This is a genomic window from Enterobacter cloacae complex sp. S1, assembly GCF_014930525.1.
Lineage (GTDB): Bacteria > Pseudomonadota > Gammaproteobacteria > Enterobacterales > Enterobacteriaceae > Enterobacter > Enterobacter hormaechei_C.
In genome coordinates, this window is the sequence record NZ_JADBRE010000009.1 from 125,270 (window position 1) to 137,396 (window position 12,127).

Genomic DNA, 12,127 nt, shown 5'->3' on the forward strand with positions numbered 1-12,127 from the left:
TCATACCGCCTTGTTGGGATCGAAGGCATCGCGCACGGCTTCGCCAATAAAAATCAGCAGGGAAAGCAGCACCGCCACGGAGAGGAATGCGGCGATGCCCAGCCAGGGGGCCTGGAGATTGTTTTTACCCTGCAACAGCAGTTCGCCAAGGGACGGTGAGCCCAGCGGCAAACCGAAACCAAGAAAATCAAGCGACGTCAGGGTGGTGATGGAGCTGCACAAAATAAACGGCAGGAAGGTAAGGGTCGCCACCACCGCATTGGGAAGCATGTGACGGAAGATGATTGCGCCATCGCTCACGCCTAACGCCTGCGCGGCGCGAATATAGTCGTAATTTCGCGTACGCAGAAACTCCGCGCGTACCACCCCGACCAGCGCCATCCAGCCGAACAGGACGGTGATCCCGAGCAGCCACCAGAAGCCAGGCTGTACCACGCTGGACAGCAGGATAATCAGAAACAGCGTCGGCATACCGGACCAGACTTCAATCACGCGCTGTCCCCATAAATCTATTTTACCCCCGTAATAGCCCTGCACGGCACCCGCCACAACGCCCATTACGCTGCTAAAGAGCGTCAGCAGCAGCCCAAACAGGAGCGAGATGCGGGTGCCATAGAGAATGCGCGCCAGCACATCGCCGCCGTTGGCGTCCGTTCCCAGCCAGTTTTGCGCGGAAGGCGGTGAAGGGAAGGGGGTGGACGTGGCGAAGTTAATACTGTTCGCGCCAAAACGAATCGGCGCCCAGATAGCCCAGCCGTGCTGCGCTATCTGTTCACGTAACCAGGGATCCTGGTACTCGGCTGGCGTCGCAAACGGGCCGCCAAAATCGCTTTCGCTGTAGGTGGTCAGCACCGGCACATACCAGCGGTCTTTGAAATGCACCAGCAGGGGCTTATCGTTGGCAATCAGTTCCGAACACATACTTAAGGCGAACAGGACGGCGAAGATCCACAGCGACCAGTAGCCGCGACGGTTGTGGCGAAAGCGCGCCCAGCGGGCCTGATTGACGGGGCTTAAACGCGACATCAGCGACCCTCAAAATCGATACGGGGATCGACCAGCGTATAGCTGATATCGCTGATGATGTTCAGCAGCAGGCCGATCAGGGTGAAAATGTAGAGTGTGCCAAACATCACCGGATAATCACGGGAGACGGTGGCCTCATAGCCCAGCAGCCCTAATCCGTTGAGCGAGAACATCACTTCTATCAGCAACGAGCCGGTAAAAAACATACTGATGAACGTGGCGGGGAAACCGGCAATCACCAGCAGCATGGCGTTACGAAAAACGTGCTTCCACATGATCTGCTTTTCACCGACACCCTTGGCGCGCGCGGTGACGACGTACTGTTTGCGGATCTCATCAAGAAAGGCGTTTTTGGTCAGCATCGTAAGCGCCGCAAATCCGCCGATGACCGTTGCCAGCACTGGAAGCGTGATGTGCCAGAAGTAATCGGTGATTTTCTGATACCACGGCAGGGTGCTGAAATCCGCAGAGACCAGCCCGCGCAGCGGGAAGAGGTCGAAATAACTGCCGCCGGCGAAAAAGACAATCAGCAGCACGGCAAACAGAAACGCCGGGATAGCGTAGCCGATGATAATGAATGTGCTGCTCCAGATATCGAAACGGCTACCGTTGTAGACCGCTTTTCGGATCCCCAGCGGAATGGAGACCAGATAAATAATCAGCGTCCCCCACAGTCCGAGCGTGATGGAAACCGGCAGGCTTTGTTTGATCAGGGTTAACACCGAGGCGCTGCGAAACAGGCTGTCGCCAAAATCGAAACGGACATAATCCCAGAGCATCCTGAAATAACGCTCGTGCAGCGGCTTGTCAAAACCATAGCGATGGGTGATCTCGGCGATCACCTCCGGATCCAGTCCGCGACCGCCCCGGTAGTGGCTTTCGCTGATGTTGCCCACGCCCGTCCGGGCATGGCTGGCCCCCATTCCTTCACCGCCGCCGCCCGGCATGCCGCCAGCGTGACCAAATTCTATTGCCGCAATTGCCTGGTCCACCGGACCGCCGGGGGCGATCTGGACGATAAAAAAGTTAATGGTAATGATGGCCCACAGCGTCGGGATCACTAACAGCAGCCGGCGGATAAGATAAGCGCCCATCGTCACTCCTTAACGCCGCTCTGCGGGCAGTTTTGCGGCTTTATTCACGTCATACCACCAGGTGTCAAAGCCGAGGGTGTAGACCGGGCGAACGGCAGGCAGGGAGAATTTATCCCAGCGGGCCACGCGATCTTCGCCCATATACCACATCGGCAGCATGTAATAGTTCCAGGTTAAGACCCGATCGAGCGCGCGGCCAAGCGGCAGAAGCTTGTTCTTATCGCCCTGAGCGGCGACAATTTTTGCAAGCAGCGCATCAATCACCGGGCTCTTTACGCCCGGGGCGTTGTACGAGGAGTCGATATACCCCGATGCCCAGGAGATTTGCAGATCTGAACTCGGCCACGGCTGCGCGGCCCACAGGGTCTGCATCATGTCGTAATCGCGACTGCGCTTGCGGTTGGTTAACTGGGCCATATCGACCTGGCGGATATTCATGGTGACGCCAAGCCGGGCAAGGTTCTTCTTAAATGGCAGCACCCACTGATCGTTTGCGCCGGAGGCAATCAGCAGTTCGAAGCTGAGCGGTTTACCGGTTTGCGCATTAACCCGTTGCCGATTTTTCAGCACCCAGCCAGCGTCATCCAGCAGGTTGCTGGCTTTCAGCAGGTTGTCCCGGTCGAACCCGTTTCCGTCGGATTTGGGCGGTTCAAATACGCGGGTGAACACCTCCGGCGGGAGCTCTGCTTTCATTGGCGCCAGCAAAACCAGCTCGTCCGCGTGGGGATAATCACGGGCGGCATATTCAGTATTCTGGAAATAGCTGTTCGCCCGGCTGTAGGCTCCGTAAAACAGCGCTTTGTTCATCCATTCGAAATCAAACGCCAGGGTAATGGCTTCACGCACCCGACGATCGGAAAAAACCGGGCGCTGAATATTAAACGCCAGCCAGCGCGTGTCCTGCGCGGATTCGTTTTTGTGTTCGTCTTTAACGATATACCCTTTCGCGAAATTTTTTCCGATATAGCGGGTCGCCCAGTTTTTGGCGCTGTTCTCGACACGTAAATCAAACGCGCCTGCCTTAAATGCCTCGAAGGCCACGTTATCATCCAGGTAGTAATCGTAGCGGATTGTATCGAAGTTCCAGCGGCCCCGGTTTACCGGCAGCGTGGCTGCCCAGTAATCTTTCACCCGGGAATAGATCACGTACTGGCCCATTCGCCAGTCGGTAATGCGATACGGCCCTCCGGCCAGCGGCGGGGTAGAGAGGGGATCGCTCAGCTTATGATTTTTCCAGAAGGATTCGGGCATGACGGGCAGGGAGAACAGGCTCAGCATATTCTCTTTGTTCGGCTCAGGGAGTTCGATTCGCACGGTCAGCGGGGCGATGGCTTTCACCGTGGTGCCCTTGTACACCAGACGAAACTGCGGCACGCCTTCGGTCATAAATTTATGAAAGGTGAATGCCACGTCACGGGCGCTGACCGGCGTACCGTCGTGAAAACGCGCCCGCGGATTAATCGCGATTTCTGCCCAGCTGAAATCATCGGCGTAACGCACGTTCTCAGCAACCAGGGGATAATAGCTGCCGGGCTCGTCGTCGGAGGTGACGAACAGCGTGTCATAGAGGGATTCGGTACGTGCTGCCGCCACGCCGCGCAGGGCAAAGCGGTTAAAGTTGTCAAACGTTCCCGTGGCGGAAAGCGTCACGTTTCCGCCTTTCGGAGCGGCGGGGTTGACGTAATCGTAGTGGTTAAAGTTAACCGCGTACTTCGGCTCGCCAATGACGGCAAAGGCCGTGCTCTCTTTGATGGTCTGCGCCTGGCTCGACAGGCTCACCAGCGCCAATAGCGTCAACACAACGCGCATAATCATAGTGCGGCGGATCCCTTTGTTCACAGGCAGGCTCGGTTGAACAGAATAATAAGGGACAGCGCCGTGATTGTGAAATTATTCCCCGAGCGTGATGTCGGGTTGCCACGTCCTGAACTGCTCCAGCGGCATCGGGCGGCCGATCCAGTAGCCCTGAAGATAGTTCACGCCATGCTCGCGCAGCCACGCCGCCTGCTCCGGCGTTTCAACACCCTCGGCAACGGTTAACATATTCAGGCGTTCTGCCAGCGTCAGCACCGCGTCAAGCACTGGCGAGGTGACGGTTTCAGTCCCGATGGCATTCACGAAGCCACGGTCAATTTTCAGGTAATCCATCGTGAAGCGTTCCAGATAGATCAGCGCGCTGTGGCCGGTGCCAAAATCATCGATGGCAATTTCAAAACCTTCTTCGTGCAGCCATTCGAACAGCTGATTAGCCTCGCGGTGGTTGATCATGTCGCGCTCGGTTATTTCCAGCACAATCTGGAAGTGATCGGGCGGAAGGGCGGCGGCAAACGCGCGCATATCCTCTTTAAAGCTTTCCGCATGCAGATGACCGGGCGCGATGTTGATCCCAAACTTGGCCCCAGGCGGGAGCACCGTTTGCAGGACAGGGGCATCGCGGATAATCAGGTCAAAAAGATGCAGCGTCAGCGGGACAATCAGCTTCTGCGCTTCAGCGAAATTAATAAAGGCATCCGGCGGAATTTCTCCCATCACCGGATGCTTCCAGCGCATCAGGACTTCCAGCCCGGTCATTTTGAGCGACTGCGCATCCACGACGGGTTGATAGACCACGTAAAACTGGTCGCGCTTGATGGCCGTGAGGATCTCTTTCCCCGGATTAAGACGGATAGTAAGAATATAGAAATTCAACAGGCCCGCCGCGATACCGCAGACCAGGCCGAAAAACAGGGCGTACAGCACATCATCGGTCGTCCAGGCTTCCGCATAAACATGGATGGTCAGAGGCACATTTTTCAGCGTGGCGGTACGGACCGGGATATCAGGCAAATCACGTGCAGGGACCAGCGTTCCGGAATGGGTTGATAACGCATAATCGCCAATAATGATGGAAATACCGGCAAACTCATCCTGTCTTGAGGTGTAGAGGAGATAAGGAGTCAGGTTAAGATTAACGGAGGTAAATACACCGCCGTCCTTCACCAGTGGGTTGCGATACCAGATGGCAATCGCGGGCTTGTCCGGCAGCATGGGAGTGCCCGGCAGGAGCGCCATATCAACCTGTTTATTGATGTGCAGTTCAGGAATAAGCGCTTCCAGAGGGACATTCATCGGGCCGGTGGCGGAAGAGCAGTAGGCGTTTTTATCCCTGACCAGCAAAAAGGCGCGCACATTGATGCTAAAGGCCGCCCGGGAGGTCAGGGCGGCACTCACTTCCTCGCAGCTGTTTAGCGTGAGTGGCTGGAGCGTATCAATCGACATTTTGAGCTCATCGAAATAGCTCTCCATGTAGACGCTTAAATCGGTAATAAGGGTATCGAATCTGACGTCTCGCTTGTGGTAACTCCAGTAAAACTGTAATGCTCCCAGGAGCAGGGCAGTGAATAACCCCGTAAGGAAACTGAGAAACAGAATCTTGCGGTTGCTGGAGAAGTAGCGGGTAAACATAGATGTCGTGATTCCTGAAATGCCGCTGGATAGTTATCAGTGTAACGGGCAAAAAAAAACACTGCCGGAGCAGTGCTTTTTTTATCGTATCGCCAGCCAAGGGATAACCAACGATACGACAGCAATATTAACTACGGCTCAGAACGCGGCGAGCTTCGTTGTAGCGCTTCTTCCAGTAAGGTTCGTTCATGCTGGAAATCGTCACACCACTGCTGGTGGAAGCATGGACAAACTGATCGTTACCGATATAGATGCCAACGTGTCGACCAGTTGAACCCGCTCTGAACAGGACTAAATCGCCCGTGCGCAGTTTAGTGCGCGAAATGGATTTGCCCATTTCCTGCTGTTCATAAGTAGAACGCGGAAGATCTAACCCAAACTGCTCACGGAATGTACGCTGTACGAACGCGGAACAATCGATGCCTTTCTTGGTGCTGCCGCCCAGACGGTAACGCACGCCTTTCCAGTCAGCATACTGATCCATAATACGCGACTTAACGTCGAGATTACGTACCATATTTTCAAATTCATCCTGAGAGGCTTGCAGTGAAGAGGAATCTTCCATTCCCACAACACGCGTCTCAGGATGCATATTCTTCGCGGTGTTCGTCGTACTACATGCCGAAAGCAGAACCGCCACTGCAATCGCCGAGATCCCCCGCAAGATATATCTCAAGATTGGTTGAGATTTGACCATTTTGTTTGTTTTCCCTTGAAGTCCTTAACGAAAATATCGTTATAAAAATGCCAACCGTGACGAGACTAATAATCTGTTCACAATGAGACAATTCTTTATGGTGAAAACTGTGGCTCAACGCACAAAATTATTCACCATGATAATAATTATCTCAGTGGGGCAAAACGAGTTCGAGGTTAACCGATTGCACGGGGTATTGCGAGCAAAAAAGTCCGTTTTTTTATAAGAAAATGTGATACACAAAGTTACAGCGCGGAATTGCTCAAAATGCCGCCATTCATATCGGTAATCCCTGCAATTGCTTCATTTTTATCACGAATTGTATGACGGGATGATGACAGCGTTGAATGACGCCGAAAAGAAGTGACTCAGGGATCGAAAACGATCCCTGATGAATGGTGTTAATTTTCGTTATTTATTTGTTTCCGGCTTGTTTAAATTTGCCAGGAAGATAGCGATCAAAAATGCCTATTATGCGATCGCTCAGTGGGGTCATCAGCACCCACGGTAAACCAATTAACACCGCCGTGAGGGAGCCTACGGCGATATCTGTCAGCCAGTGAGCGCCAATCATCACCCGCGGGAATGCAAATACCACCACAATAACCAGGGCGATGGCGAAGGCTTTTTTACCAAAATAGCGCAGCATGAAGCCTGCAAAAATCAGCAGCATCATACCGTGGTCGCCCGGGAAACTGTCCTTAGAAGCATCTTTGGTTGGAATATGAAGCAGCTCGCTGACGCGGTTAATATTCGGGAAAAAGAGCGAAGGACTGGCGCGTTTAACCGGCATCAGATGCTGCGCCAGCTGGTTGATAATCACGGCCGTCAGCAGCATCACCAGGCCGATAATCAGAATACGGCGACGACCCGTTTTGTCTTCCTTCAGCCAGAAGGAGAGCATCAGACAGCCCATTGCCAGCAGCGAACAGCCGTCAAACGCGCGGTTGTTGGTGATCGCCACCAGCCACAGGAAGGCTTCACTCTTCGCCAGCGCCTGGTTAAAGAAGTGGAACAGCCCGGAATCCAGCGGGAACCAGAAACCGTGATCCGCCGGGATATACCAGGAGAAAAAGATCGCCAGGCCGGCAGCGTTGAGCAATAAAATAGCAGGAAGTCGAGTCGTCATAGTCTTCAGCAATGTGTGAAATCAGGGGCAACGTTAGCCGCCCAAACTTAAACGAAGCTTCAACAGGCTTGACTGGAGGGCATTCCAGTCGGTATTAACCGCACTAATTAACTCTATCCGGCTGTCGGGTGGCGCGACGTTCTGGGTTTCAATAAAGAAATCCTCGCCCTGACGGTTAATGCGCACCAGACCATCCGAAGTGCGCATGATCCCTTTTACCCGCTCAACCGGCGCGAGTCTCGCCCATTCCAGTATACCAATGGTGTCGAAAACCGTATCGGCATCGAAGATCCACCCGCAGGCCTGATGCCCCTGGCCGCTGTTCAGGTTGCGACGCCAGCGCTGATGCTCCGGCAGGCTCAGTGCAGCCAGGCCTTGCTTCGCGCCGTGGCTATGCGAATGCTCAGCGCTGGCAGGCAGTTGCGTCTGGTTGAGGCGGGGAAGGTCGAGCAGGGCGCCATCAATGTTGCCCAGGGTCGTCTGCACATACTGACGTCCACCGCCAGCCTGCTGCCACCAGGACTGGAACGCGGCCTGACTCTCAGCCGTCGCGCGATCGGATTTATTCGCCACGATAATATCTGCCGAGGCGAGCTGGTCGCGGAAATTGTCATTATTGATCGCTTTTTCATCCAGCAGCTGGCGGGGGTCGAGCAGGCAATGCGTCGCACGCAGCTCAAGCCACGGCTCGTATACCGGGGCGGTCAGTAAATCAAGGATTTGCTTAGGATGCCCCAGCCCGGTGGGCTCAATCAGCAGACGGTCCGGCTTGCCCTGACGCAGCAGCGTATTCAGCCCGACCTGCATCGGCAGACCATTCACGCAGCACATACACCCGCCCGGGATCTCTTTCACCATCGCGCCGCTGTCGGCGAGCAACGCGCCGTCGATCCCCACTTCGCCAAATTCGTTGACCAGCACGGCCCACTTTTCCGCCGGGTCTTTATTGGCCAGCAAATGCAGAATGGACGTAGTTTTACCGCTGCCGAGAAAACCGGTGATCAGGTTGGTTTTGGTCACGTGCGCTCCGATAAATAATTGTGATGTAGTAACAACTATCTATCATCCTGACGAAAAAATCGGGCATTGAGAAGAGGGAGGGCGAACGGAGCACAAAACCGTTCGCCTTAAACGCAATAATCGCTAAATTTTTAACGTTTCGATAACGGCCTGGCGCGCGCCGAGCCGGACGAGGCGCTGGTACGCGCTGGTGATTGCCTCGACAAAGACAGGGTTTTGCGGCAGGTCGTCGCCAAAGATTTCATTTAGCGTCAGCAGGGCGCTAACGCGTTCTGCGTCGCTGCTGGTAGCGACAATGGCCTGAAACTTGTCGCTCAGCGGATCGCGTACGTCAATGGCGTTGCCCTGTTCGTCCGTACCGCTGACGTAGCGCATCCAGCCCGCCACCCCCAGCGCCAGTAATGGCCAGGCGGTGTTACGCTCAAGATGCATGCGGATCCCATCCAGCATGCGCTGAGGCAGCTTCTGGCTGCCGTCCATGGCGATTTGCCATGTACGATGCTGTAGGGCCGGGTTGGCGAAGCGGTCAAGCAGGCTGTCAGCATAGGCTGTCAGATCAACGTTGGTGATGCGCAGCGTAGGGGCCTGCTCATTCAGCATCAGCCTGCGGGCCGCCTCGCGGAAACTGTCGTCCTGCATACATTCATTTATGTGCGCGTAGCCGGCAAGGTAGCCCAGATACGCGAGGAAGGAGTGGCTGCCGTTCAGCATCCGCAGCTTCATCTGCTCCCAGGGCAGGACATCCTCAACCATCTGTACGCCTGCCACCTCCCACTCCGGACGCCCGGCGACAAAGTTATCTTCCACTACCCACTGAATGAACGGTTCACAGCAGATGGCGCAGGGATCTTCAACGCCAAGTTCCTGGGTGATTTCCGCGAGTGAGGCGTCGGTGGCGGCGGGCACGATTCGGTCGACCATGGTACCAGGGAAGCTCACGTGCGCCTCGATCCATGCGGCCAGCTCTGCGGAACGCTTTCCGGCCATGCCAAGAACGGCGTTTTTCACCACATGGCCGTTGTCGGGAATATTGTCGCAGGAGAGCACGGTAAACGCCGGCAGGCCCCGCTCGCGGCGGCGATGAAGGGCTTCAACCAGAATACCCGGCGCGGAATGCGGCTCAGACGGGTGCTCAAGATCGTGCAGGATGCGGCTGTTGCGCATATCCAGTTTTCCCGTCGCCGGATCGATACAGTAGCCTTTTTCGGTAATGGTGAGGGAGACAATTGCCACCTGCGGTTCGCAGAATTTCTCAATAATGGCTGCCAGCGAGTCGAGTTTGGCGTTCAGGCACTCTTTTACCGCACCGATAATAATGGGCTGATTGCCTTCGGCACCTTTCTCCAGCACGGTAAACAGATGATCCTGCGCCCGGAGCTGGCCCATAAGGACATCGCCGCTAAAGAGGCTAATCTCACAAATTCCCCAGTCGCCTCCTTTGGCATTCAGTACCCGGTTTGTTAACAACGCCTGATGCGCCCGGTGGAACGCGCCAAAACCGAAATGGACGATGCGGGAGCGTAACTGCTCGCGATCGTAGCGGGGCTGCTGGACATGAGCAGGAAGCGCGGTGGAGGCAATAGTCTTCATGTAATACACACCTGATTAACCATTAATTAACAATGCCAGTGTAAAGTTATATGACAACAAATTAAATTGGTAAGCCGTAAATATCCCTGTTATGTGAGTTTGATCAATCAATGCCGCGTGCTGTATTGACCACTTCGATTAAACATGTATGGTAGTCGTCATTGAGGTAACACATATTGGTATAACAACTTGAGAGGGTGGGGCAATGGAACAAACCTGGCGTTGGTACGGGCCGAACGATCCGGTTTCTCTTGATGATGTGCGTCAGGCTGGCGCAACGGGTGTGGTCACGGCGCTGCATCATATTCCGAACGGTCAGGTGTGGCCGGTGGAGGAAATCCAAAAGCGTCAGGCTCAGCTGGCAGAGAAGGGGTTAACCTGGTCTGTTGTGGAAAGTATTCCGGTTCACGAAGATATCAAAACCCACTCCGGTGAGTGTGATACCTGGATTGCGAATTATCAGCAGAGCATTCGTAACCTGGCAGCCTGTGGTATTGATACCGTCTGCTACAACTTTATGCCGATCCTGGACTGGACGCGTACCGACCTGGAATATGAAATGGCCGATGGTTCGAAGGCGCTGCGTTTCGATCAAATCGCTTTTGCGGCTTTCGAACTGCACATTCTGAAGCGTCCGGGGGCGGAAGCAGACTACACCGCCGAAGAGCAGCAGCAGGCGCTGGCGTGGTTCAATGCCGCCGGTGAAGCGGACATTGAGAAGCTGGTTCGCAATATCATCGCGGGCCTGCCCGGTGCGGAAGAGGGTTATACCCTCGATCAGTTCCGCGCGCGCCTGGCGGAATATGGCGATATCGATAAAAACCAGCTGCGTGAAAACATGGCGCACTTCCTGCGCGCTATTGTTCCGGTGGCAGAAGAAGTCGGCGTGCGGCTGGCGGTTCATCCGGACGATCCACCGCGTCCTATTCTTGGCCTGCCGCGTATCGTGTCGACCATTGAAGATATGCAGTGGCTGAAAGAGACGGTGGACAGCATCTACAACGGCTTTACCATGTGTACGGGCTCGTATGGCGTGCGGGCGGATAACGATCTGGTGCGGATGATCGAAACCTTCGGCGATCGCATTCATTTCACCCACCTGCGTGCAACCTGCCGTGAAGAGAACCCGAAAACCTTCCACGAAGCAGCCCATCTTGGCGGCGACGTGAACATGGTTGCGGTGGTGGATGCCATTCTCTCTGAAGAGGTACGTCGTAAGCAGGCGGGGGATGTGCGTCCAATCCCGTTCCGTCCGGATCACGGGCACCAGATGCTGGACGATCTGCGCAAGAAAACGAATCCAGGGTATTCGGCGATTGGCCGTCTGAAAGGGATGGCGGAAGTGCGCGGTATCGAGCTGGCGCTGAAAATGACGAAGTATCCTGAACTTCTTTAAGCCTGATCGCCCGGTGGCGCTACGCTTACCGGGCCTACGAAAAACCGGCTCTGAGGCCGGTTTTTGTGTTTTTGTAGGCCGGGTAAGGCGCAGCCGCCACCCGGCAAACGCCGCAATCAGTCAGCACGACCCATATAGCGTTTTTCTTCGATATGGATACGGATTTTCTCGCCCGCTGACAGATACTCTGGCACCTGTACGACCAGACCGGTAGTCAGGGTAGCCGGTTTGTTACGCGCACTTGCAGACGCGCCTTTGATGCCCGGCGCCGTTTCAACGATTTCCAGATCAACGGTCTGAGGCAGCTCCAGCGCCAGCAGCACGCCATCCCAGGTCAGCACCTGCATGTCCGGCATCCCACCTTCAGGAATAAACAGCAGCTCTTCTTCGATCTGATCTTTGGTGAAGATATACGGGGTGTAATCTTCTTTATCCATGAACACGTATTCGTTGCCGTCGATGTAGGAGAAATCAACGTAGCGACGGGTCAGGGTCACGGTATCGACGATATCGTCGCCTTTAAAACGTTCTTCCACTTTCAGGCCGGTGCGGACATCGGAGAAACGCATTTTGTACAGCGTTGCTGCGCCGCGGGCGCTGGGTGCCTGAATGTCGATATCTTTCACAATCAGCAGTTTGCCGTTGTAATTCAGTACCATACCTTTCTTAATTTCGTTCGCTCTTGGCATTGCAGTAATCCTGTTTACGGGAGGTAAAAAATATCGCGCCAA

The 12,127-nt window shown here is 54.9% G+C and carries 10 protein-coding genes; 1 reads left to right on the top strand and 9 read right to left on the bottom strand.

Annotated elements, in window-relative coordinates; all coding sequences use genetic code 11:
• From IM290_RS08360 to IM290_RS08395, 8 genes are all read right to left on the bottom strand, one after another.
• On the bottom strand, positions 1-1,026 hold the full coding sequence (locus IM290_RS08360; protein ID WP_015572302.1) for a microcin C ABC transporter permease: 1,026 nt from the start codon (positions 1,024-1,026) through the stop codon (positions 1-3).
• Positions 1,026-2,120 (bottom strand): microcin C ABC transporter permease YejB, encoded by a 1,095-nt coding sequence (locus IM290_RS08365; protein WP_003859369.1) that lies wholly within the window; start codon positions 2,118-2,120, stop codon positions 1,026-1,028. Before IM290_RS08365 ends, IM290_RS08360 begins: the two co-directional genes overlap by 1 nt.
• A gap of 9 nt (positions 2,121-2,129) precedes the next feature.
• Positions 2,130-3,935 (bottom strand): extracellular solute-binding protein, encoded by a 1,806-nt coding sequence (locus IM290_RS08370; protein ID WP_193042302.1) that lies wholly within the window; start codon positions 3,933-3,935, stop codon positions 2,130-2,132.
• A 75-nt stretch (positions 3,936-4,010) separates the two neighbouring features.
• Positions 4,011-5,564 (bottom strand): cyclic di-GMP phosphodiesterase, encoded by a 1,554-nt coding sequence (locus IM290_RS08375; protein WP_033487356.1) that lies wholly within the window; start codon positions 5,562-5,564, stop codon positions 4,011-4,013.
• A 127-nt stretch (positions 5,565-5,691) separates the two neighbouring features.
• Positions 5,692-6,261: a bifunctional murein DD-endopeptidase/murein LD-carboxypeptidase gene (gene mepS / locus IM290_RS08380; protein ID WP_193042301.1), complete on the bottom strand. Its 570-nt coding sequence runs from the start codon at positions 6,259-6,261 to the stop codon at positions 5,692-5,694.
• Positions 6,262-6,676: 415 nt separating this feature from the next.
• The gene (locus IM290_RS08385; protein ID WP_023295065.1) at positions 6,677-7,390 is read right to left on the bottom strand and encodes a phosphatase PAP2 family protein; all 714 of its coding nucleotides are present in this window, start codon (positions 7,388-7,390) and stop codon (positions 6,677-6,679) included.
• A 33-nt stretch (positions 7,391-7,423) separates the two neighbouring features.
• On the bottom strand, positions 7,424-8,410 hold the full coding sequence (locus IM290_RS08390) for a GTP-binding protein (protein WP_193042300.1): 987 nt from the start codon (positions 8,408-8,410) through the stop codon (positions 7,424-7,426).
• Between the two features lie 123 nt (positions 8,411-8,533).
• The gene (locus IM290_RS08395) at positions 8,534-10,000 is read right to left on the bottom strand and encodes a mannitol dehydrogenase family protein (protein ID WP_193042299.1); all 1,467 of its coding nucleotides are present in this window, start codon (positions 9,998-10,000) and stop codon (positions 8,534-8,536) included.
• A 205-nt stretch (positions 10,001-10,205) separates the two neighbouring features.
• Between IM290_RS08395 and uxuA the strand changes: the two genes are divergently transcribed.
• Complete coding sequence (uxuA, locus tag IM290_RS08400; RefSeq protein WP_017383391.1) at positions 10,206-11,396, top strand: mannonate dehydratase; 1,191 nt, start codon at positions 10,206-10,208, stop codon at positions 11,394-11,396.
• A 116-nt stretch (positions 11,397-11,512) separates the two neighbouring features.
• On the opposite strand, the gene yeiP is transcribed toward uxuA, so the two are convergent.
• Positions 11,513-12,085 (bottom strand): elongation factor P-like protein YeiP, encoded by a 573-nt coding sequence (gene yeiP, locus IM290_RS08405; RefSeq protein WP_003859355.1) that lies wholly within the window; start codon positions 12,083-12,085, stop codon positions 11,513-11,515.
• Between the last annotated feature and the right edge of the window lie 42 nt (positions 12,086-12,127).

Bases quoted from the DNA above. Each gene is read 5' to 3' on its own strand.
- IM290_RS08360 (WP_015572302.1), bottom strand. From the start codon at position 1,026: ATGTCGCGTTTAAGCCCCGTCAATCAGGCCCGCTGGGCGCGCTTTCGC.
- IM290_RS08365 (WP_003859369.1), bottom strand. From the start codon at position 2,120: ATGGGCGCTTATCTTATCCGCCGGCTGCTGTTAGTGATCCCGACGCTG.
- IM290_RS08370 (WP_193042302.1), bottom strand. From the start codon at position 3,935: ATGATTATGCGCGTTGTGTTGACGCTATTGGCGCTGGTGAGCCTGTCG.
- IM290_RS08375 (WP_033487356.1), bottom strand. From the start codon at position 5,564: ATGTTTACCCGCTACTTCTCCAGCAACCGCAAGATTCTGTTTCTCAGT.
- mepS (WP_193042301.1), bottom strand. From the start codon at position 6,261: ATGGTCAAATCTCAACCAATCTTGAGATATATCTTGCGGGGGATCTCG.
- IM290_RS08385 (WP_023295065.1), bottom strand. From the start codon at position 7,390: ATGACGACTCGACTTCCTGCTATTTTATTGCTCAACGCTGCCGGCCTG.
- IM290_RS08395 (WP_193042299.1), bottom strand. From the start codon at position 10,000: ATGAAGACTATTGCCTCCACCGCGCTTCCTGCTCATGTCCAGCAGCCC.
- uxuA (WP_017383391.1), top strand. From the start codon at position 10,206: ATGGAACAAACCTGGCGTTGGTACGGGCCGAACGATCCGGTTTCTCTT.
- yeiP (WP_003859355.1), bottom strand. From the start codon at position 12,085: ATGCCAAGAGCGAACGAAATTAAGAAAGGTATGGTACTGAATTACAAC.